This is a genomic window from Pseudomonas sp. R5-89-07, from assembly GCF_003851685.1.
Lineage (GTDB): Bacteria > Pseudomonadota > Gammaproteobacteria > Pseudomonadales > Pseudomonadaceae > Aquipseudomonas.
This window is the reverse complement of record NZ_CP027727.1, coordinates 4,656,531-4,677,533: the sequence shown is the minus strand read 5'-3', so window position 1 is coordinate 4,677,533 and position 21,003 is coordinate 4,656,531. Positions and strand designations below refer to the sequence as shown.

Annotated in this window: 23 protein-coding genes; 9 read left to right on the top strand and 14 right to left on the bottom strand. The window is 61.3% G+C overall.

Annotated features, from left to right (window positions below):
- Positions 1–60: 60 nt before the first annotated feature.
- The 7 genes from C4J94_RS21370 to C4J94_RS21340 all read right to left on the bottom strand — a co-directional run bounded on the left by C4J94_RS21370 (position 61) and on the right by C4J94_RS21340 (position 5,613).
- Positions 61–1,410, bottom strand: a complete 1,350-nt coding sequence (locus C4J94_RS21370) for a CoA transferase (RefSeq protein WP_124387948.1) — start codon at positions 1,408–1,410, stop codon at positions 61–63.
- A gap of 40 nt (positions 1,411–1,450) precedes the next feature.
- Complete coding sequence (locus C4J94_RS21365; protein WP_124387947.1) at positions 1,451–2,794, bottom strand: HAMP domain-containing sensor histidine kinase; 1,344 nt, start codon at positions 2,792–2,794, stop codon at positions 1,451–1,453.
- Positions 2,795–2,863: 69 nt separating this feature from the next.
- Entirely contained in the window at positions 2,864–3,325 is a 462-nt protein-coding gene (locus tag C4J94_RS21360) for an LTXXQ domain protein (RefSeq protein ID WP_124387946.1), read from the bottom strand.
- Between the two features lie 227 nt (positions 3,326–3,552).
- Positions 3,553–4,230 (bottom strand): response regulator transcription factor, encoded by a 678-nt coding sequence (locus C4J94_RS21355; RefSeq protein ID WP_124387945.1) that lies wholly within the window; start codon positions 4,228–4,230, stop codon positions 3,553–3,555.
- Between the two features lie 7 nt (positions 4,231–4,237).
- The gene (locus C4J94_RS21350) at positions 4,238–4,609 is read right to left on the bottom strand and encodes a translation initiation factor 2 (RefSeq protein WP_124387944.1); all 372 of its coding nucleotides are present in this window, start codon (positions 4,607–4,609) and stop codon (positions 4,238–4,240) included.
- 106 nt (positions 4,610–4,715) lie between these two features.
- Positions 4,716–5,015, bottom strand: coding sequence for a YciI family protein (locus C4J94_RS21345; RefSeq protein ID WP_043049070.1), 300 nt, complete (start codon positions 5,013–5,015; stop codon positions 4,716–4,718).
- Position 5,016: 1 nt separating this feature from the next.
- Positions 5,017–5,613, bottom strand: a complete 597-nt coding sequence (locus C4J94_RS21340) for a septation protein A (protein WP_124387943.1) — start codon at positions 5,611–5,613, stop codon at positions 5,017–5,019.
- Between the two features lie 87 nt (positions 5,614–5,700).
- Between C4J94_RS21340 and C4J94_RS21335 the strand changes: the two genes are divergently transcribed.
- The 6 genes from C4J94_RS21335 (at position 5,701) to rluB (ending at position 10,630) form a co-directional block, all read left to right on the top strand.
- Positions 5,701–6,564 carry a PHP domain-containing protein gene (locus C4J94_RS21335; protein WP_124387942.1) on the top strand — a complete coding sequence of 288 codons (864 nt, stop codon included), beginning with the start codon at positions 5,701–5,703 and terminating at the stop codon, positions 6,562–6,564.
- Positions 6,565–6,577: 13 nt separating this feature from the next.
- Positions 6,578–7,207 (top strand): L-threonylcarbamoyladenylate synthase, encoded by a 630-nt coding sequence (locus C4J94_RS21330; protein ID WP_124387941.1) that lies wholly within the window; start codon positions 6,578–6,580, stop codon positions 7,205–7,207.
- 120 nt (positions 7,208–7,327) lie between these two features.
- Positions 7,328–8,026 (top strand): ScpA family protein, encoded by a 699-nt coding sequence (locus C4J94_RS21325; RefSeq protein ID WP_170827597.1) that lies wholly within the window; start codon positions 7,328–7,330, stop codon positions 8,024–8,026.
- Positions 8,027–8,038: 12 nt separating this feature from the next.
- A complete protein-coding gene (scpB, locus tag C4J94_RS21320; protein WP_124387940.1) occupies positions 8,039–8,953 on the top strand; it encodes an SMC-Scp complex subunit ScpB in 915 nt (304 codons plus the stop codon).
- 129 nt (positions 8,954–9,082) lie between these two features.
- Positions 9,083–9,274 (top strand): DUF1289 domain-containing protein, encoded by a 192-nt coding sequence (locus C4J94_RS21315; protein ID WP_005790815.1) that lies wholly within the window; start codon positions 9,083–9,085, stop codon positions 9,272–9,274.
- Between the two features lie 144 nt (positions 9,275–9,418).
- Positions 9,419–10,630, top strand: coding sequence for a 23S rRNA pseudouridine(2605) synthase RluB (rluB, locus tag C4J94_RS21310; RefSeq protein WP_124387939.1), 1,212 nt, complete (start codon positions 9,419–9,421; stop codon positions 10,628–10,630).
- 197 nt (positions 10,631–10,827) lie between these two features.
- On the opposite strand, the gene C4J94_RS21305 is transcribed toward rluB, so the two are convergent.
- Positions 10,828–11,787, bottom strand: coding sequence for a leucyl aminopeptidase (locus C4J94_RS21305; RefSeq protein ID WP_124387938.1), 960 nt, complete (start codon positions 11,785–11,787; stop codon positions 10,828–10,830).
- A gap of 73 nt (positions 11,788–11,860) precedes the next feature.
- Complete coding sequence (locus C4J94_RS27665) at positions 11,861–11,998, bottom strand: hypothetical protein (RefSeq protein WP_003237751.1); 138 nt, start codon at positions 11,996–11,998, stop codon at positions 11,861–11,863.
- 648 nt (positions 11,999–12,646) lie between these two features.
- Between C4J94_RS27665 and C4J94_RS21300 the strand changes: the two genes are divergently transcribed.
- Positions 12,647–14,068: an amino acid permease gene (locus C4J94_RS21300; protein ID WP_124387937.1), complete on the top strand. Its 1,422-nt coding sequence runs from the start codon at positions 12,647–12,649 to the stop codon at positions 14,066–14,068.
- A gap of 102 nt (positions 14,069–14,170) precedes the next feature.
- Positions 14,171–14,584, top strand: coding sequence for an alternative ribosome rescue aminoacyl-tRNA hydrolase ArfB (gene arfB, locus C4J94_RS21295; RefSeq protein WP_053257714.1), 414 nt, complete (start codon positions 14,171–14,173; stop codon positions 14,582–14,584).
- On the opposite strand, the gene C4J94_RS21290 is transcribed toward arfB, so the two are convergent.
- The 3 genes from C4J94_RS21290 to C4J94_RS21280 all read right to left on the bottom strand — a co-directional run bounded on the left by C4J94_RS21290 (position 14,581) and on the right by C4J94_RS21280 (position 16,713).
- On the bottom strand, positions 14,581–15,777 hold the full coding sequence (locus C4J94_RS21290; protein WP_124387936.1) for an MFS transporter: 1,197 nt from the start codon (positions 15,775–15,777) through the stop codon (positions 14,581–14,583). The two genes, arfB and C4J94_RS21290, sit on opposite strands and share 4 nt — an antisense overlap.
- A gap of 103 nt (positions 15,778–15,880) precedes the next feature.
- Positions 15,881–16,063 carry a hypothetical protein gene (locus tag C4J94_RS21285; RefSeq protein ID WP_124387935.1) on the bottom strand — a complete coding sequence of 61 codons (183 nt, stop codon included), beginning with the start codon at positions 16,061–16,063 and terminating at the stop codon, positions 15,881–15,883.
- Positions 16,064–16,401: 338 nt separating this feature from the next.
- Positions 16,402–16,713: a DUF962 domain-containing protein gene (locus C4J94_RS21280; RefSeq protein WP_124387934.1), complete on the bottom strand. Its 312-nt coding sequence runs from the start codon at positions 16,711–16,713 to the stop codon at positions 16,402–16,404.
- A 161-nt stretch (positions 16,714–16,874) separates the two neighbouring features.
- Here C4J94_RS21280 and C4J94_RS21275 point away from each other — a divergent pair, with 161 nt between their 5' ends.
- Positions 16,875–17,933 (top strand): AraC family transcriptional regulator, encoded by a 1,059-nt coding sequence (locus tag C4J94_RS21275; protein WP_124387933.1) that lies wholly within the window; start codon positions 16,875–16,877, stop codon positions 17,931–17,933.
- Here the strand turns inward: C4J94_RS21275 and C4J94_RS21270 are convergent.
- Together C4J94_RS21270 and C4J94_RS21265 are read right to left on the bottom strand one after the other, a co-directional pair.
- Positions 17,890–19,344, bottom strand: coding sequence for a TrkH family potassium uptake protein (locus C4J94_RS21270; protein WP_124387932.1), 1,455 nt, complete (start codon positions 19,342–19,344; stop codon positions 17,890–17,892). The two genes, C4J94_RS21275 and C4J94_RS21270, sit on opposite strands and share 44 nt — an antisense overlap.
- Before the next feature lie 251 nt (positions 19,345–19,595).
- Positions 19,596–20,936 (bottom strand): imelysin family protein, encoded by a 1,341-nt coding sequence (locus tag C4J94_RS21265; protein ID WP_124387931.1) that lies wholly within the window; start codon positions 20,934–20,936, stop codon positions 19,596–19,598.
- Between the last annotated feature and the right edge of the window lie 67 nt (positions 20,937–21,003).

Genomic DNA, 21,003 nt, shown 5'->3' with positions numbered 1-21,003 from the left:
TTTTAAAGCGTTCACCGTTCAAATGTGGGAGGGGGCTTGCCCCCGATGGCATTCTTCAAGTCACCACTGTGGCCGGTGCGACCCCAGCTCTCCGGCCGGCAAGTCCCACTGCAGAGGCGTGCCATTGATGCTCACCGGCGCCAACAAGCGATGCGCCTGGCCCCAGGCCGTCTGCTCCACCACCAGGCCTTGATCACGGGTATCTTCGGCCCGCAGCAGCGGTTGCTGCGGCACGTGGCCTGCGTCCACCAACAATTTCGCCGTGCGCGCCAATGACAAGCGCGCCGACCCACCCCGGCCGGATGCCAGGCGCTCGGCCAAGGCGCGGATCGCACTGGCCGCCATCAGATAACCGGTGGCGTGATCCAACGCCTGCACCGGCAGCGGCACCGGTTTGTCCGCTTGCTGGCAGGCCATGCCGGCGTCGGCAATCCCGCTGCTCATCTGCACCAGGCTGTCAAAGCCGCGCCGATTGCGCCACGGGCCGCTCCAGCCATAGGCATTGAGGCTGACATCGATAAGCCCCGGGGCGATGCGTTGCAGTTTTTCGGCCGGGTAGCCCAATTGCTCTAACGCATCGGCACGGTAACCGTGCACAAGCATATCGGCGTCCATGAGCAAGGTTTCGAATACCTGCCGACCTTCGCGGCTTTTCAAATCGAGGCGCGCGCAGCGCTTGCCCAGGGTCATTTCCGGCACGACGCCGGGTTCGTTCCAGGTAGGCGAGTCGATGCGCACTACATCCGCGCCCAAGCCCGCGAGGAAACGACTGGCGACGGGGCCGGCCAAGACGCGGGTCAGGTCCAGCACCTTTATACCGGCCAGCGGGCGGGCGGCGCTGCCGAGCCAGGGTTTGTCGCCGAAGGTTTCGAAGGTGTGACGCTGCACCAGTGGTTCAGCATTTACCGCCAAGCCTTGGGGGTGGTTCTGCCAGGCCTGCAAGGTGCGCATTTGTGCCGCACAACCGCCCGCATCGACCACCGCCTGTTCCAGTTCGGCGGCGGTCCACTGGCCGACGTAACGCGCCATTTGTGCGCGGTCAGTGGCCCTGCCCAGCACCCGTTCGGCCGCCGCACGGTGATGGGGGGCGTTGGTGTGCAAGCGGACCCAGCCGTCGGCGCTGGCGTAGTCGCCGGCGATCGGGTCCCACAGCGCGGGTACCTGCCAGCCCAGTGGGCGAATCGTGGAGGAAAACCAGAACGAGGCGAGGCGGCGGTCCACACTGGGGCTGGGCAAGCGTGCAGTTTGCTGCCGGATAAGCACGGCGATGGCCTGGCCGGCTGCGCCGATGCTGGCGGCGGCCAGGTCAGTCACGGCGAATACCGAGGGCAGGGCGCCGGACTCGCTCAAGGTCAGGGGTGTTTGCGCAAGATCGAGTGCGGCTTGGATGGGGGTCAGCAGGTCAGTCATCTAAGGCCCTCCGTAAGAGAAGGGCCACTATAGAAGATCATCAGGCCGGTGTGGCAACCCCTGGCACCAGAGGCAGTTCGATACTGGCGATAAAACCGCCATCGGCATGATTGGCCAGGATCAGCTGACCGCCATGGCGTTCGGCGGCGCGACGTGCAATCGCCAGGCCCAGGCCGTGGCCTTGCGCGGTCTGGCCGGGTGCGCGGTAGAACGGTTCGCCCAGTTGGCTCAGGTGCTCGGCTTCAACGCCGGGGCCGTGATCGCGCACGCTGATCAGGATGCGCTCGCCGCGCCGCTGCGCGTTCAGCTCGATGGCTTGGCCGGCTGGGTTGAAGCGCTGGGCATTGCGCAGCAGGTTATCCACCGCGCGCTCGATCATGGTCGGCCAGCCCTTGAGGCGCAGGTCGGGTTCAGTCGTCAGTTGCACCTCTTGCTCCGGGGCGCTGAGTTGGGCGTCCTTTTGCAGTGTCTTGAGCAGCGGGTTGAGGTCCACCTCTTCGGCGCTGGCGTTGTCGGCGTCCACCCGGGCCAGTACCAGAATCTCACTGATCAGGGCTTCCAGGCGGTCGCATTCGCGAGTCAGGCGCGGCCACAGTTTTTCCCGTTCTTCGGGGCTGGCGCGCTCGGCCAGGGCCAGGGCGATACGCAGGCGGGCCAGGGGCGAGCGCAGTTCGTGGGAAACGTCGCGCAACAGTTGGCGCTGGCTGGCGATCAGGCTTTGCAAGCGCGCGCCCATGCGATTGAAGTCGGTGGCCAACACGCCGAATTCATCGCGGCGGTTGGCCAATTGCGCCAGGCTGTTCTGCTGGTAGGTGGCTTGGCCCAGATCATGCACCGCGCCTCGCAGTCGGCTAAGCGGACGGGTGATGGACAATGTCACCAGCAGGCTGAACAGCGTCAGCACCACCAAGGCAATGGCCAGGGCGCTGAACGGCCACAACAGGCTGCTGCGGTGCCAGGCGTCGAGTTCCGGATGGGGAATGCGGTAGATCAGCAGGTAGGTATCGCCGGTTTTTTCACTGGTGTATTCGGCGGTCAGGCGCCGCCAGGGCAGGTGGCCGTCCTGGCTGTCGTTCTGCCTGGCTTCGAAGGCCGCAGCGCGGCGCGGGAAGGTGCCGCGCACCACCGGTTCGCCGCTTTCATTCAACACCTGCACGTCAATGTGATACTGGCGCTTACGCTGCTGCAGCAAATCCTGGGCAGCCTCTTCGCCCTGGGCTTCGTAGAGCTGCGTCCACTCTTGCGCCAGGTTATTGAGGCCGGGGTGTCGGCTGAGGATCCAGGCGTCCTGGTTCAGCATATGCCCAAGCAGGATCGACAACCCGGCAACCAGGGCGATGGCCAACCAGAAACTCGCCAGGATGCGCCAGAATAATGACCGCACAGGAAACCCTCAAACAGGAAAAGCCCAGCGGCGGGGGGCCACTGGGCTGGGAGCATTAACGCTGGGGTATTATTGCGCTTTTTGCGGCTGTTGCGCTTTCCAGGCCTGGAATTCCTTCCATTCGGCGCGACGCTGCTCTTGCTGCTTGACGATATCGTCGAACTTCTTCTGCTGGTCGGGTTTGAGCACCGCGCGAATATCGGCCTGGGTTTTCTGCTTGCCGGCGGTGATCTCGTCCTGCATGGCTTTCTGGTCAGCGGCGGGCAGCTTGGCCAGGTACTTCTGGGTGAGGTCTTTGCGAGCGTGCCATTGGTCACCCATCAGCTTGCGGATCTGCTCGCGTTGTTCCTTGCTCAAGTCCAGTTGGCTGAATGGGCCACCTTTACCACGCGGACCGTGTTCACCGTGGCCTGGGCCACCCATCATGTGGCCTTCAGGGCCGCCCATCGGGCCTGGACCTTCGGGCATGGCGGCCATGGCGACGGTAGGCAGTGCAGCGGCGAACATCAAAGCGATAAGGGTCTTGCGCATGGTGATTCTCCTGTCTCTATTCCGGTGAGTCCGGATGTGAGTAGGTTACCCAGAGCAAGGTCAGCGGCGGTCAGGGGAGCGTAAAGCTTGGGTAAAGAGGTTTTTGCCTGGAACTGACAAAACCCTGTAGGAGCTAGCTTGCTCGCGAAAGACGTCAACGATAAAGCGGGTTGCCTGGATGAACGTGGTGTTCTCAGGTTCTCCGCGAGCAAGCTCGCTCCTACAGGTTAGAGGCTGTAATAGTACCCGCGGCTGCGCAGCGCCACGATCCGCGGGCGGCCGTCCGGGTGTGGGCCGATCTTCTTGCGCAGGTTGCTCACGTGCATATCCAGGCTGCGATCGTACAAGGTCAACTTGCGGCCCAGGGCGATTTGCGCCAGTTCCTGTTTATCCAGCGGTTCGCCGGGCTGGCCCAGCAAGGCTTCGAGCAGGCGGCTTTCGGAAACAGTGAGGGTGAATTCCTTTTCGTCGATGCTGACCACGCCGCGCACCGGGCTGAAGCACAGGTCGCCCAGCTCGAGCTGGCTCGACACCGCGGCCGGATGGCTGCGGCGCAGTACGGCACGCAAGCGCGCGGTGAGTTCGCGCGGGTCGCAGGGCTTGGCCAGGTAATCGTCGGCGCCCAGCTCCAGGCCGAGGATACGGTCCAGTGGTTCACCGCGGGCCGAGAGCATCAACACCGGCAACTCCGGGTGGTCGTTGCGCAACTGCTTGAGCAACTCCAGGCCGCTGCCGTCGGGCAGCATCACGTCGAGCACCACCGCCGCCGGAGCGGCGTCGGCCAAGGCCTTGCGGGCGCTGGCGCCGTCATGGCAGGCGCGCACCTGGAAACCTTCCTGGCTCAGCCAACTGGTCAGCAGCTCACAGAGCTCCTGGTCATCATCTATCAGTAACAGCTCGCTCATGACTCACTCAATTTAGCCATTGTCGACGACGACGGTGCCCACCGCTGGCGAAGATGCCGCACAGCAAGGCGATCAGTGCGACGGCCGCGCCGGTGACAAACCATTGCTGCTGCTCGGTCAGCCATCGGGTCAAGGCGCCGCCCTGTGTCTCTTTGAGCTGCTGGACCAGGCGTTGGTTCTCCTGGCGCAAACGACTCAGTTGCGTGTTCAGTTCTTCGCGTAGCCGTTCGCTTTCTTTCAAGCGTTGCTGCAATTCGGTGACCTGGCTGCCGGCACTCAAGGACAGCGGCGTGGAGTTGCCACTACTTGAGGTCTCTTCAGCGTGGGCCGTCGCCCCGATCGTTAACACTGCCAACAGACACAACTGACGTAAGCGCATCGGAACTCCTGATTCCACACGAATATTCAGAACGTTGTCGGCAGGTTACCGGGAATAATGAGCCATTGGGATCACGCCGAACCGTTTTGGTTCGGCGCCACCGGGCTCAAGGCAGGACTTGCTTGAACGGCTTGATCACGACATCAGCGTAGACGCCCGCCGCCACATACGGATCAGCCTTGGCCCAGGCCTGGGCATCGGCCAGGGAGGCAAACTCGGCAACGATCAAGCTGCCGGTGAAACCCGCTTCGCCCGGCTCGTTGCTGTCGACGGCCGGGTGCGGGCCGGCCAGTACGATGCGGCCTTCGGCTTGCAGCTGCTTGAGGCGCTCGACGTGGGCCGGGCGCACGCTCAGGCGTTTTTCCAAAGAGTTGGCAACATCGGTGGCAATGATGGCGTAGAGCATGTCAGTCCTCGGTTTTCGGCGTGGTAGCGGCAGTGTCATGCAGGTGACGCGACAGGTAGATACCTTGGCCAACCAGGAACAGCAGGGTCATGGCCAGGCTGCCGAACACCTTGAAGTCGACCCAGTATTCCTGAAAGGTAAAGGCCACGAACAGATTGGCCGCACCGCAGAAGATGAAAAACACGATCCAGGCCACGTTCAAGCGCAGCCAGATGGGTTCCGGCAAGGTCAGCGCATGGCCCATGATCCGCTTGATCAGCAGGCGATCACCAATGAAGTGACTGCCGATGAAGACCAGGGCGAACAGCCAGTTGACCACCGGAGCTTTCCACTTGAGGAAGGTTTCGCTGTGGAAGGCCAGGGTCAGGCCGCCAAACACCAGGCAGGCGACGAGGGTGAGCCATTGGCTTTTTTCCAGTTTGCGCTGGGAGATGAAGATGGCGCCGTAGACCACGATCGAGCTGACGATCAGTACGGCGGTGGCGCTGTAGATGCCTCCGAACGACAGTTCGTGACCGGCGATATCGATGACCCTGGGGTCGAGTTTGGTAACGATGAAAAACAGCAACAGCGGGATGAAGTCGATGAATTGTTTCACAGTAAGAGCCAGAAGCTGGATGTGGCGGCATAATAACAAACATCCTTGGTTGCGATAGCGCCAGCTGACTTGAGGTTACACACTCCCGTGAATGTTGATTTGCACTGCCACAGCACGGCCTCCGACGGCGCCCTGGCGCCTGCGGTACTGGTTGCGCGTGCGTTTGAAAAAGGCGTGCGAGTCCTGTCCCTGACCGACCACGACACCCTCGAAGGCCTCGATGAGGCACGTACGGCGGCCCATGCATTGGGTATGCAACTGGTCAACGGCGTGGAATTGTCCTGCACCTGGGGCGGCGCCACCATTCATGTGCTCGGCTACGGTTTCGAGCAGAACGCCCCGGCATTAGTGGCCGCCATCGCCCAATTGCACGATGGCCGCTGGCTGCGGTCCGAAGAAATAAGTCGCAAACTCGGCCTCAAAGGCATGCCCGGCGCCCTCGACGGCGCGCGGGCCATCCAGCAGGCATTGGGCGACAGCGGCAATGCACCGGCCCGTCCGCACTTCGCCGACTGGATGGTGCAAGAGGGTTTCGTCAAGGACCGCGCCGAAGCCTTCCGCAAATGGTTGGGCGCGGGCAAGTTGGGCGATGTGAAGCAGCACTGGCCGACCCTGGAGGATACCGTCGAGACTTTGCGGGCCTCCGGGGCCTGGGTCAGCCTGGCGCATCCCTGGCACTACGATTTCACCCGCAGCAAGCGCCGCAAGCTGATCAGCGACTATATTGGAGCGGGCGGCCACGCGATCGAAGTGGTCAACGGGCATCAGCCCGCCGAGCAGGTCGGCAGCCTGGCGATCCTTGCCCGCGAATTTGGTCTGCTGGTCAGTGCCGGCAGTGATTTTCATGGCCCAGGCGGCTGGTCCGAGATCGGCGAGTATCGCCAGGTCCCGGAAGACCTGCCGCTGTTGTGGGGGCGATTCAAGCATGACCCCATTATTGCCACCGTCTGAGCAGGTAGAACACGTGAGTCAATTCTTCCAGATTCATCCGGAAAACCCCCAGGCGCGCCTGATCAAACAGGCCGTGGAGATCATTCGCGCCGGCGGCGTGGTGATCTATCCAACTGATTCGTCCTACGCCATCGGTTGCCAGATCGGCGACAAGGGCCCGGTCGAGCGGGTAAGACGCCTGCGCCAGCTGGATGACAAGCACAACTTCGCGCTGATCTGCAGCGACTTGTCCCAGCTCGGGCTGTTCGCCAAGGTCGACACGGGCACCTTCCGCTTGCTCAAGGCGCACACGCCAGGGCCGTACACCTTCATTCTCAACGCCACCCGCGAAGTGCCGCGCCTGTTGTTGCACCCGAAGAAGCGCACCATCGGCCTGCGGGTACCGGAACACCCGATTGCCCTGGCGCTGCTGGCTGAACTGGGCGAGCCGTTGATGAGCGTGTCGTTGATCCTGCCCGGCGAGACCGAGCCGCTGTACGACCCTTACGAAATGCGCCGCCTGCTGGAAAAGCACGTCGATCTGATCATCGACGGCGGCTACGGCGGCAACAAAGCCTCCACCGTGATCAACCTGGCCGATGGCGAGCCGGAAGTGGTGCGCGTGGGCTGCGGCGACCCGACCCCGTTCATGGTCGAGGCCTGAATGTCGGTCGTGGAAACCGTCGACCCCCAGGCGGGTGCCCAGCAGGAACTGCCATTTGCCATGGTCTACGGCCAGGCCGTCATGGAAATGCCCCTGGACCTGTACATCCCGCCGGACGCTTTGGAGGTGTTCCTTGAAGCCTTCGAAGGCCCGCTGGACTTGCTGCTGTACCTGATCCGCAAACAGAACATCAACATCCTCGATATTCCCGTGGCGGAAATCACCCGGCAATACATGGGCTATGTCGAGTTGATGCAGTCGGTGCGTCTGGAACTGGCCGCCGAATACCTGGTGATGGCCGCCATGCTCGCCGAGATCAAGTCGCGCATGCTGCTGCCGCGCTCGGAGGCGGTTGAGGCTGAGGAAGATGACCCGCGCGCAGAATTGATCCGCCGCCTGCAGGAATACGAGCGCTTCAAGGCGGCCGCCGAAGGTATCGACGGTTTGAGCCGCGTCGGCCGCGATGTGGTGGTGCCCAAGCTGGATGCCCCGGAGGCCCGTGCGCGCAAGCTGCTGCCCGACGTGAGCCTGGAAGAATTGCTGATGTCCATGGCCGAGGTACTGCGCCGTGGCGACATGTTCGAAAGCCACCAGGTCAGCCGCGAAGCACTGTCCACCCGCGAGCGCATGAGCGATGTGCTGGAGCGCCTCAAGGGCGGTGGCTTTGTGCCGTTTGTCGAGCTGTTCACCGCAGAAGAAGGGCGCCTGGGCGTGGTGGTGACCTTCATGGCGATCCTGGAGCTGGTCAAGGAGTCGTTGGTCGAGCTGGTCCAGAATGAGCCGTTTGCGGCTATCCACGTGCGGGCGCGAGCCGAATAACGAGCTGAATCGATGAATCTGACTGAACCCCGCGAACTGGCGCCCTTGCTGGAAGCCTTTCTCCTGGCCTCGGGCAAGCCGCAATCCCTGGAGCGCCTGTTCGAACTCTTCGAAGAGGCCGAACGCCCCGAACCGCCAGTGTTCAAGAAGGCGCTTGAGATCCTGCGCAAGTCCTGCGAGGGGCGTGCCTTTGAATTGCGTGAAGTGGCGTCCGGTTATCGCCTGCAGATCCGCGAGAAATTTTCCCCGTGGGTGGGGCGCTTGTGGGAAGAACGCCCCCAGCGTTATTCACGGGCGATGCTGGAGACCATGGCGTTGATCGCCTATCGCCAGCCGATCACCCGGGGCGAGATCGAAGACGTGCGTGGCGTGGCGGTCAACAGCCATATCGTCAAAACGTTGCTGGAACGCGAGTGGATCCGCATCGTCGGCTACCGTGATGTGCCCGGCAAACCGGCAATGTTCGCCACCACCAAGGTGTTCCTCGACCATTTCAATCTGAAGAACCTCGACGACCTGCCACCACTGGCCGAACTGCGGGAGATGGAAGCCGAGCCTGTATTGGATTTCGACGACGCCCCAGTCCCGGCCAGCTTGCAGGAACTGGCCGACGCCAGCGCCGAACCGGAGGAGCCCAAAGACGAAACCAGTTTCCACACCTTGCTGCTGGAACTGGACGATATGGAGCAGGGCATCAAGACCGACTTTGACGACTTGCTGCGTGACGGCGCGGCTGAGCCTGAAACCCAGGTGAACGTTGAGGTTGAGCCGCCAGTCGAGGAAGACATCCTCGGCGTTGCCGATGCGCGGGAAAAACTCCTGGCCGCCGTCGCCGCCCTCGAACAGCCGCCCTTGAGCGATGAAGAAGACGAAGCCAGGGCGCTGGCCGAAGCCATCGAAAACGAACGCCGCCAGCTCGAAGACTGACGTATATCAAAATGTGGGAGGGGGCTTGCCCCCGATAGCGGTGTGTCAGCCAACCTATGCATCAACTGACCCACTGCCATCGGGGGCAAGCTCCCTCCCACATTCGATCTCTATTGCCTGGGAGAAAGCATGAGCTCAACCAAAGATCCCTGCATCAGCATCTGTAAGTTCAGCGACGATATCTGCGTCGGCTGTGGCCGCAGCAAGCGCGAAATCCGCGCCTGGAAGAAACTCGACAAGGTCGACAAGCGCACGGTGCTGGCCGAAGCCGAGCTGCGCCTGCTGGCCCTGGGTGCCACCGGTCGGCGGAAAAGCAAATGATTGTGCCTGGATCGACTAGTCTCTGATGCGCAACGCGCGGCATGCGCGTATGATTCGCGACCCTTTGCCGACCTATTCGGCTAAAGCCCCGCTTTCAACATTCTTCAGGCCACGCCTGAATTGACCCACCGGGAGGTGCTTAAGATGAACGACAAAGACCAGAACGACAGCCAGGAAATCGGCCCAGCAGGCGAAAAACTGCAAAAGGTGCTGGCGCGTATCGGCGTGGGCTCGCGCCGTGACGTCGAAGCCTGGATCACCCAGAAGCGCATCAAGGTCAACGGCGTCGAGGCCACCCTTGGCCAGCGCGTCGACCTGCATGACGCAATCACCATCGATGGCAAGGTCATCAAGCGTGAAGAGGCGGCCGAGTCGGTACGCCGCGTGATCATGTACAACAAGCCCGATGGCGAGATCTGCACCCGTGACGACCCGGAAGGCCGTCCGACCGTGTTCGACAAGATGCCCAAGCCAAAAGAAGGCCGCTGGATCAACATCGGTCGTCTCGACATCAACACCACCGGCTTGCTGATGTTCACCACCGACGGTGAATTGGCCAACCGCCTGATGCACCCGTCCTACGAGATGGACCGTGAGTACGCCGTGCGTGTACGCGGTGAAGTCGATGACGAGATGATCGAACGCCTCAAGGCTGGCGTGGTGCTGGAAGACGGCCCGGCCAAGTTCACCGACATCAAGCAGGCGCCGGGTGGCGAAGGGTTCAACCACTGGTACCACTGCGTGGTGATGGAAGGCCGTAACCGTGAAGTGCGTCGCCTGTGGGAATCCCAGGGCCTGGTGGTCAGCCGCCTCAAGCGCGTGCGTTTCGGCCCGGTGTTCCTCAACTCCGACCTGCCCATGGGCCGCTGGCGCGAAATGAGCCAGTACGAAGTCGACATCCTCAGTGCCGAAGTCGGCCTGACGCCGGTGGCGATGCCGCAGATGAACGCCAAGAGCAAGGACAAGCTCGAGCGTATGCAGCGCAAGTCGTCGCGTCCTGTGGCGCGTACCGAACGTGTTGCCCGCACCCTGCGCCCAGCGTTGAATGCGCCGGCCACTGGCGGTCGCATTTCGCGTGAGCCGCAGATCGAAGGTGAGCGTCGCCCCACCGCGCCATCGCGTCAGGAAGGTGACCGCGCGCCCCGCACGCCGCGTCCAGCCCCGACGGGTGGTCGCAGCAACCGTGGTGAAGCGGATCGCCCCGCCGACAACGCCAGCACCAAGCGTCCAGCCAAGCCGGCGGCCAACAAGCGCCCTGGCCCGAAACTGGTAGCCGACGAGCCGTCGGGCAAGCGCCGTGGTGCGCCGGCCGGTTCTGGTCAGCGTCCTGGTTTTGGTCGCAAGAAGCCGCAGTGATGTTTTAGGCGCTGCACAAGAAACGCCAACCTTCGGGTTGGCGTTTTTTTTGCGATCTCAAATTGGAATGCAGTTACCTGTGGGAGGGGCTTGCCCCCGATGGCGGTCTGTCAGTTACGGATTTATTGGCTGAACCACCGCAATCGGGGGCAAGCCCCCTCCCACATTTTGAACCTCATTTGATTCGAAATAGGGGCTCAGAAAGCAAACGTGCCATCGAACACCGGCTTGTCATCCAGCGCCAACACCCCGCTGGCAAAAATCAGATCCAGGTGATGACTGCCTTTCTGCCCGCCACCCAAACCCAGATGCAACCCGCAATGGCGCTCTTCAAAGCCGGCATTGCGCGCGTACAGTTCCTTCACGCCTTCATTGGTGCCGATGCCCAGTTCCTCCACACGGCGGTTGGACGGGTTGGCATTGAGGTACTTGTTGAAGTCATCCGCCAGCCCCGGCACGTCGCTGGCTACGCTGCAGATGGTGGAATTCTCGATCCACAGTTCCAGGGGCGACTCGAGCACGCCATATTTGCGTGCAAAAGGAATGGTGCTGAGAAAAGTGCCGACAAACCGCACTTGCCCGTTGATGGCTTCGCTGTGGGTGGCGATTTCGCCGGGGGCCAGGTCGTGGTTGCCGACGCCGTTGATATTGGTCCACTTCTTGATGCTGCTCATCGGTGCTTCAAGGCGTGAGCCGTGCTTGTCGGTGAAGCTCAGCACATTGGCCTCGGACATGCGCCGGATCAAGGTGGCGTTGAGGTCGGCAATGCGTTGCGGTTCGACGCTGAAGGTGTCGTAGAAATAGTCGCCATAGTCCTTGAACAGTAGGGACTTTTTCCAGTGTTCGGCCATGACGCCGTGCAATGCGCGGATAAAATCCGGGCCTTCGGCACGCGGGTTGGGCAGGGTCGAGGAATCGTAGAGAAACAGGTACAGGTCGCAGGCTTCGATGGCCTGGGCCAGGGATTCGCTGGCGCTCAGGTCCAGGCGCTGCACCTGGAAATTGAAACGGGCGGCACTGCCCTGGGTGATCGCCTGGGCAATGGCGTCGTAGCGTTCGGTATGGCCTAGCAGCACGGTAGGGCGGTTCAGGCCCATCAGTGCCGGGTGGTGGGCGAGGTAGTAAAGAAAATGTTCGACGGCGCGGGCCTTGTCCATGACGGGTGTCCTTCGGTGCCTTGGGTAAGGGGGCAGGTGCCGTGCACAGCACCTGCCGGATGCCTGCCGGGTATTAGAACGGCCACATCGCGGTGCCAAATGGCACTACGGCATCGGCTTGCATCATTTCAACGGCGGCCTCGTGGGTCGGCGCTTCAAACCAGTCGTCGAGTTGCAGTTCGGTTTCCAGGTCTTTTTCCAGTGCTTGCATGGTGTATCTCCTAGAGGACGGTGTTTGAGAACGGCTTGCCTGCGGGCTTCGCGGGCAAGTGCAGAGAACCTAGGAGAGAGTGTTTCGAAATGCAAAATATTTATTGACACGGTTTCATTTGGATTTTTTCTTCTGTTTTTTTGGGTTTATTTTTTATCGTGAAAAAACAGTCGATTGGCTGAACCGATTCTTCAGAAAAGTCTGACTGACAATTTTCCATAAATCGTCATCTGAGACCGGCCGTAAAGCTAATTTTCCGGCTTGTAACGTTAGCTTTACGCTCTTTACCTGCCCGCTTTAGGTGGAAAATCCCTGTAAGGAATACCTGACAGTTTGTCGGGTGCACGTTCCTGGTGCGTGCCGAAGCTGTCGAGCGGTGTACAATGCGCCGCGTTTTACTGTGACCCCCTCTTGCGTATCCACGCAAAGGCCAAGACCTCGGGGTTTATCCGCCCTGATCACTCCGCCCGGCCACGAGCCAGACGGGTTCGATTTCGTCACAGATAAAAACAACAGGTGACGCATGACCGCTATAAAGACGCTGTACTCCTGGTGCCTGCGCTGGGGTTTGAGCGGCGCTGCTTGAGTCGGTAATTCAAGGCAGCAACCTGCATTCAACCTCTTCAAACCTTGCGTGAGACCCTTTTCATGAGTGGACCCCATTCCTCTTCAGGCGAGCTGAAACGCGGCCTGAAAAATCGGCATATCCAGTTGATCGCCCTGGGTGGCGCTATCGGCACCGGCCTGTTCCTTGGCTCGGCCGGGGTACTTAAATCCGCTGGCCCGTCGATGATCCTGGGCTATGCCATCTGCGGCTTTATCGCCTTCATGATCATGCGCCAGCTCGGCGAAATGATCGTCGAAGAGCCGGTCGCCGGCTCCTTCAGCCATTTTGCCCACAAGTACTGGGGCGGTTTCGCCGGTTTCCTGTCGGGCTGGAATTGTTGGATTCTGTACATCCTGGTGGGTATGTCAGAGCTGACCGCGGTCGGCAAATACGTGCATTACTGGTGGCCGGAAATCCCGACCTGGGTCTCGGCGGCTGCGTTCTTCGTGCTGATCAACGTGATCAACCTGGCCAACGTCAAAGTCTTCGGTGAAGCCGAGTTCTGGTTCGCGATCATCAAGGTCGTGGCCATCGTCGGCATGATTGCCTTGGGCAGCTACCTGCTGGTCAGTGGCAGCGGTGGCCCGCAAGCCTCGGTCAGCAACCTGTGGGACCACGGCGGCTTCTTCCCCCATGGCGTGGGCGGGTTGGTGATGGCCATGGCGATCATCATGTTCTCCTTCGGTGGCCTGGAAATGCTCGGCTTTACCGCGGCCGAAGCGGACCAGCCGCGCACCGTGATCCCCAAGGCGATCAATCAGGTGATCTATCGCATCCTGATTTTCTACATCGGCGCCCTGGTGGTGCTGTTGTCGTTGACGCCGTGGGACAGCTTGCTGGCCACCCTCAATGCGTCGGGCGACGCCTACAGCGGCAGCCCGTTCGTGCAGGTGTTCTCGATGCTGGGCAGTAACACCGCCGCGCATATCCTCAACTTCGTGGTACTGACCGCGGCGTTGTCGGTGTACAACAGCGGCACCTACTGCAACAGCCGCATGCTGTTGGGCATGGCTGAACAGGGCGATGCGCCTAAGGCGCTGGCGAAGATCGACAAGCGCGGCGTACCGGTGCGTTCGATCCTGGCATCCGCGGCGGTCACGCTGGTGGCGGTGTTGATGAACTACTTCATCCCGCAGCATGCGCTGGAGTTACTGATGTCGCTGGTAGTCGCCACGCTGGTGATCAACTGGGCGATGATCAGCTTCTCCCATTTCAAGTTCCGCCAGCACATGAACCGTACTGGCCAGGTGCCGTTGTTCAAGGCGCTGTGGTATCCCTATGGAAACTACATCTGCCTGGCGTTCGTGGTGTTTATCCTGGTGATCATGCTGATGATTCCGGGGATCCAGGTGTCGGTGTATGCGATCCCGGTGTGGGTGGCGTTCATGGCGCTGTGTTATTGGATGAAAAACAAGCGTAAGGCACAAGCTGCCCTGGTCAGGCCACAGACGGTACTTGAGTAACCTCGCTAACCCTGAATAAAGAACCCGGCGTATCGCCGGGTTTTTTTGGACTGGCCGGACGTGTCGCGTATGCTGGACGGCCTGAATCACGGACCTGTTCCAATGCTGGTAATTTCCAATACGGTGCATTTGCCCGATGCCGAAATCGAGCTGACCGCCATTCGTGCCCAGGGCGCTGGTGGGCAGAACGTCAACAAGGTGTCCAGCGCAGTGCACCTGCGTTTTGATATTCCGGCATCGTCGCTGCCAGAATTTTACAAGGAAAGGTTGCTGGCGTTACGCGACAGCCGTATCACCAGTGATGGCGTGCTGGTGCTCAAGGCCCAGCAATATCGCACCCAGGAACAGAATCGCGCCGATGCCCTCGAGCGCCTGGTGGAGTTGATCCTCAGCGCCACCAAGGTCGAGAAAAAGCGCCGTCCGACCAAGCCTACCCTGGGCTCGAAGAAGCGCCGCCTGGAATCCAAGACCAAGCGCGGCAGCATCAAGGCCGGGCGCGGTAAAGTCGACTTCTAGGTGTCGCGTGCCTCGCGCGCTTTGGGCGCCTGGCGGTAGAGGTACAGGCTCAGCAGCAAGCCACCGCAGGCGGCGAGGGCGGCGAACAGGAAGATCGACGCAAAGCCGAAGCCTGCCGCCACGGCCCCGGCCAATGGCCCGGTGATGCCCAGCGATAAGTCGATGAACAACGAATAAGCCCCCACTGCCGCGCCGCGACTTGAGGCAGGCACCAGGTTGACCGCCTCCACGCCTAATGCAGGAAAGACCAGGGAAAACCCGAACCCGCTCAATGCCGCTCCAGCCAGTGCCAGGTGCGCATCCGGCGCGAGCCACAGCAACAGCAGGCCGAGCACCTCCACCGACAGGCAAGCGATTGCCACGCGAAAGCCGCCGATCCGGTTGATCAGATTACCGAACAGCAGGCGTGCACCGATAAAGCTGGCGCCGAACAGGCTCAAGGCCCACACCGCGTTTTCCCAATGCTGAGTGGTGTAATACAAAGTAATAAAGGTCGCGATGGTGCCAAAGCCGATAGAGCCCAGCGCCAGCGCGCAACCGTGCGGTAACACGCGGCCCAGTACATTCATGAACGGCAGGCGTACGCCGGTTACGATAGGCGCGGCGACCTTGTTCCAGGCCAGCAACAGGCCGATTGCCGCCAGCAGGAGGATGCTGGCGCCCATGCTCCAGAGTCCGAAATGTCTTACCAGTAATACGCCCAGCGGTGCACCGACCGCCAAGGCGCCATAGCTGGCGATGCCGTTCCAGGAGATGACCTTGGCGGTGTTCGCCGCACCGACCCGCCCGATGCCCCAACCAATGGCGCCCGAGCCCACCAGGCTTTCAGCACTGCCCAATACCAGACGACCGATCAGCAGGCTGGCAAGGCTCAAGGCCGGCAGGCTTGAAAACCACGCCGCGAGCAGCATGAACACGCCGCTCAAGCCGCACCCCGCCAAGCCGATCAGCACCGCACGCTTGCTGCCCAGGTTATCGATGATCTTGCCCGCATAGGGGCGACTCAGCAGGGTGGCCAGATACTGCACGCTGATCACTAGCCCTGCGATGACCGCGCCATAACCCAACTGGCTATGCACATAGCCCGGCAGCACAGCCAGCGGGATGCCGATATTCAAGTAACCGATAAAGGTGAACAGCACGATGGAAACGACTTGCAGCGTGACCGCCATGGGGCGCTGGGTATCTGGCATAGGAGAGGTCCACTGTCGCAGCAGGTAAAGATAGGCTGCTAATGATACCGATGCTTTGCTTGGTGCAGGGGCGCGAAACGCAAAAACCTCGGATCAAGCAGGTTCAGGTTTGGGCTGGGGTCAGCAACTGGGTGGTCACCAAGGCGGCCAGGGCGTTTTCCTGGGTGCCGAAACGCTGGAGCAGCGTGGCTTGTTTGTCTGCGCTGAGGCGGTTCCACACCTCGATCATGTGCAAGGCGGCATCGAGGACGGCGGTGTCCGGGGCATCGGGGAGGGTGTCGGTCATGGTGGGTATCTCATGGTTCAGGCAGTGTGGAAAGCGCTTGGAATTGCGCTTTCCACACGGTCTGGTACGGCGTCAGTCCTGGCGTTTGCTGTCGACTGGTTTGGCTTGTTTGGCCTCAGGCTGCTTTGGGCTGGCCTGTTGCGGGGTTGGCTGCTCTGTAGGGTGCAGGCTTGGGAAGGGGAGATTAGGTATCTCGTGCATCGTCGTCGCTCCTCGCAAGGTCTGTTTGTTAATCGCAGGTGATTCCGCGCTTTCAAAAAGCCTTGGCAGGATACAGCACCCTAAATGACAAATAGACTTTTATCGCCGTGGATGTACGGATTTTCATCCTGCACGCGTTAGAAAGGTACCTTGCCCAGAATCATGTCGCGGTACATCACGAAGTCACCGAGCAGGCTATAGAACGGGTGCTGGAAGGTAGCCGGGCGGTTCTTTTCATAGAAGAAATGACCGATCCAGGCAAAGCTGTAGCCAGCAATCGGCACGGCCAGCAACAGGCCCAGCGAGCCTCGGCCAATGGCATACGCCAGAATGCCGATCACCAGCGTGGTGCCGATAAAATGCAGGCGTCGGCAGGTGCTGTTGCCGTGCTCCGTCAAGTAGTACGGGTAAAACTCGGCAAAGCTGTTGAACCGCTTGAGATTTTCCACTGTAGCCGGCCCTCTGATTGTTGTGCCGCCCAACAGAGGTTGGGCGGGGAGCTTATTTGAGTCTAGAGTGATCGTTGCTTACAGCCAGTGACAATAGATGCCACTTTAGTATCCTTGCCTTCCTGGCTGCCATTTCGGCCCGCTTTATTCAAGAAGACGCCATGAGCGAACGAACAACTTCTGCAAGCTGGGCGATGGGGATAGTCAAGGCCCTGGAAATGGACGGCCTGGATTGCCGGGCCCTGTTCAAGCAACTGGGACTGGACTACGCCGCCCTCAGTGACCCCGACGCACGTTTTGCACAAGACGCCATGACCCGTTTGTGGCAGCGCGCGGTAGAACTGTCGGGCAACCCGGCCATCGGCCTGAACATGGGGAAGGTGGTGCGACCTGCATCGTTTCATGTGGCCGGTTATGCCTTGATGTCCAGCAACACTCTGGCCGAAGGGTTCCGGCGCCTGGTGCGTTACCAGCGCATCATTGCCGAAAGTGCCGACTTGAGCTTTCGCTTGTTACCCGAAGGCTATGCGCTGATTCTGACCGTGCACGGCGACCACCTGCCGCCCACCCGGCAAAGCGCCGAAGCGTCCTTGGCCAGCGCATTGGCACTGTGCGGCTGGCTCACCGGGCGAACGCTGCAACCGCTTAAAGTGCTGCTGCAGGGCGAACAGCCGGTGGACCTTGCGCCCTACAAACAGGTGTTCCATGCGCCGCTGGAATTCAACGCGCCGTATGACGCGCTGATTTTCGAGCAGGCTGACATGGATGCACCGTTGCCCACGGCCAATGAAGCCATGGCGCTGTTGCATGATCGTTTTGCCGGTGAATACCTGGCGCGCTTTTCCGAAAGCCGCGTGACCCACAACGCACGGCAAGTGTTATGCCGCCTGCTGCCCCAGGGCGAACCCAAGCGCGAAGTCGTGGCGCAGACGTTGCATCTGTCCCAGCGCACCTTGCAGCGGCGTTTGCAGGAGGAGGGCACCAGCTTCCAGGCGCTGCTCGATGACACTCGCCGTGAGTTGGCCGAGCAGTACCTGGCACAGCCGAGCATGACCTTGCTGGAAATTGCCTACCTGTTGGGGTTTGCCGACCCCAGCAACTTCTTTCGTGCGTTTCGCCGCTGGTTCGACGCCACGCCCGGCGAATACCGGGCGCGGTTGCTGCAAGCGTCGAGCGTCAGTGACGCCAGAACGCCGGAATACAGAGCACAAACACCGTAATGATTTCCAGCCGCCCCAACAGCATGCCCAGCGACAGAATCCACTTGGCCGCATCCGGCAGGCTGGCGAAGTTACCGGCCGGGCCGATGGTTTCACCCAGGCCCGGGCCGACCCCGGATACGGTACTCGCCGCGCCGGTCAACGCGGTCATCCAGTCAAGGCCCAGCAGCGACAGGGCCAGCGCGATGGCGCAGATGGTAATGGCGAAGAAAAACGAGAAGGTCAGGATCGACCGCACGATCTCTTCGTCGAGACGATGGCCGTTGTACTTCTGTTTGATCACCGCGCGTGGGTGAATCAGCTGGTTAAGGTTGGCCTTGAGCAGGATATAGGCGACCTGGAAGCGGAAAATCTTGATCCCGCCGGCGGTGGAGCCCGAACAGCCCCCAATAAAGCCCAGGTAGAAAAACAGCATCAGTGAGAAGTTGCCCCACAGGCTGTAGTCCCCCAGCGCGAAACCGGTTGTAGTCACCACCGAGGTGACGTTCAGCGCCACATGGCGCAGGGCGTCCAACCAGTGCAAGTTGGTGGTCCACCAATACCAGGTGCCGAGCACCAGCCAGGTCACCAGCAGCAAGCCGAGCAAACCCTGCACTTGCTGGTCCTTGATCAGCGCCCGACGGTTGCCGCGCAAGGTCGCCACATACAGGGTGAACGGCAAGCTTCCGAGGATCATCACCACCACCGCCACCCAGTGCACCGCCGGTTGCTTCCAGTGCGCCAGGGATTCATCGGAGGTGGAAAACCCGCCGGTGGAAATCGCCGACATGGCGTGGTTGATCGCATCGAACAGCCCCATCCCGGCCCACCAGAACGCCAGGCTGCCGAGGATGGTGATGCCCACATACGCCGCAACGATCAGCCGCGCGACCATATGCGAGCGCGGCATGACCTTTTCCGAACGGTCCGAGGATTCGGTCTGGAACAGGCGCATGCCGCCGATACGCAGCAGGGGCAGGATCGCCACCGCCATGCCGATAAAGCCGATGCCACCGAGCCAGTGCAGCAGCGAGCGCCACATCAGGATGCCCGGCGACATGCTGTCCAGCCCGCTCAACACCGTGGACCCGGTGGCCGTGATGCCGGACATGCTTTCAAAAAAAGAGTCGGTGTAACTGATGTGCTGTGTCAGCAAGAACGGCAGCGCCGCGAAGACGCACACCACCACCCAGCTGGTCACGGTAAGCAGGTACATGTCCCGCGGGCGCAGGTGCACATGTTCGGGGCGACCGGGGATCACCAGGGCCAGGCCGGCGAGAAAGGTGATCATGCTGGCCCACAGAAACGAGGGCAGGTCGCTGGTGCGTTCGAAGATCACCAGTGTGGCCATGGGCACGACCATGGCGATCGCAAGCGTGATCAGGAAGATGCCGATGATGAAACCGATGATGCGCAGGGTCGGCAACGCCATGAAGTTCGCTCTGGAGATTGGGCAGAGGCGCCATTCTACCTGCGGTGCAGGGCATGTAAACCGGTGGGCTCGGGAAACAACCTGGAGCAAATGTGGGAGGGGGCTTGCCCCCGATGGCGCCGGGTCAGCAAATAAATCTTTGCTGACACACCGCTATCGGGGGCAAGCCCCCTCCCACATAGGTTTTGTGGTGGTGGGGATGGCGCATGAAAAAGGCGACCCAAAGGTCGCCTCGTTCAACTGCGCCTGGATCAGAACTCGTGATCAGCGCTGTCCGGGTTCAGGTCGCTGATGCCCAGCTTGCCCGCGGCGGCTTCGATCGAGCCGGTCTGCTTGACCAGCGCAGCGATGGCGTCACGCACGATCTGGTTGCCCGCATCGTTACCGGCTGCGATCAACTGGTCGTAGTGCTCACCTTTGTCAGCGTGGTCAACCATCACCTGGATCTTCGCTTCGGTCGCCGCCAGGTCAGCCTTGAGGGCTGCATCGGCAGCCGGGTCGGCTTTCGCGACCAGGGACGACAGGCTCGGGCCGCTCAGCTTATTGCCGTCGACGCGGGTGTACTCGCCCAGGTAGACGTTGCGGATGCCCTTGGCGTCGTAGAAGTGCGAGTTATGCGTGTTGTCGCTGAAGCAGTCCTGCTCGTCTTCCGGCGAGTTGGCTTCCAGGGATACCTTCATGCGTTCGCCGGCCAGCTCGCCGAGGGACAGGCTACCCATGCCGAACAACATTTTGCGCAGGCCGTCGGTAGCCGGTTCCGATTCGAGGGTGGCGCGGTAGTTGTCTTCGACGTTGGGCTTCCAGTTGCCGACCATTTCCTGCAGGTCGCTGACCAGCAGTTGGGTCACGGCGCGCAGGTAGGTACGACGACGCTCGTTGTGGCCACCGGTTGCACCGTCACCGGTCAGGTAGTCCGAGGCCGGACGGTTGCCCGCGCCTGGACCAGTACCGTTGAGGTCCTGGCCCCAGAGCAGGAATTCGATGGCGTGATAGCCGGTGGCGACGTTCGCTTCGGAACCGCCCAGCTCATTGAGGCTGGCGAGTTTTTCCGGGGTGATTTCCTTGACGTCGACCTTGTCTTCGCCGACCTGGATTTCGGTGTTGGCGATGATATTGGCGTTGGCGCCCGGGTTACCCAGGGCGTGTTCGTAGGATTTGTCGACATAGTCGATCAGCCCTTCGTCCAGGGGCCAGGCGTTCACCTGGCCTTCCCAGTCGTCGATGATGGTGTTGCCGAAACGGAACACTTCACTCTGCAGGTAAGGGACGCGCGCGGCGATCCAGGCGGTACGGGCCGCTTTGAGCGTGTCGGCGTTCGGGTTGGCAAGGAAGGTGTCGATGGCGCTCTGCAGGGTTTTCGCGGTGGATTCGGCGTCGCTGTACACGGCAAACACCATGTCTGCGTAATGCGCGACCACAGCCTTGGCGGCAGCCTCGTCGACCTGGCCCGCAGGCGTGGCCGCCGCTGGAGCGGTGGTGCTGGCAGCGGCGGGCGCCTGAGGCGCGGTGGCCTTGTCTTTACCTTCGCCGCAACCGGCGAGAGAAATAGCAATGGCCAGCAGACTGGCGGTGGCCAGGGGCATACGAATCATGGCGAACATCCTGCTTCGGTTGTTGATAGGGCGCACGAGCGGGCGCAAAACTGCGACATAATGCGAA